The organism is Tannerella forsythia (assembly GCF_003860135.1).
Lineage (GTDB): Bacteria > Bacteroidota > Bacteroidia > Bacteroidales > Tannerellaceae > Tannerella > Tannerella forsythia_A.
The window spans coordinates 1-247 of record NZ_RQYN01000201.1 but is presented as its reverse complement, the minus strand read 5'-3'; the positions used below and the strand labels follow the sequence as shown (position 1 = coordinate 247).

Sequence of the window (247 nt, the reverse complement as noted above, 5' to 3'; positions counted from 1 at the left end):
TTGAGCAGGCTTGATTGGTAAAATAGGCAGAGTAGCGGTAGTTACGATGGATTTCATCTTCGGGGAAAAGGCTCAGCTGTTTTCCGCCCGCTTGGGGTCTTTTCTCTATTTTTTGCCTTACAATAACGATTCTTCTTGGTTTTTGAAAAGATTGTGCCTGATAGGTTTTGTTGCAAATCTCTATACCGTCATCTACTTTTACCCAAAAATCCTGTTTGTCTATCAGGTGTTGAATGGGGTGTGTAAA

General features: G+C 40.9%; 1 pseudogene. It reads right to left on the bottom strand.

The window, feature by feature from the left end:
• Window positions 1-247, bottom strand: a pseudogene (locus EII41_RS13945) (IS1380 family transposase); the annotation flags it as partial.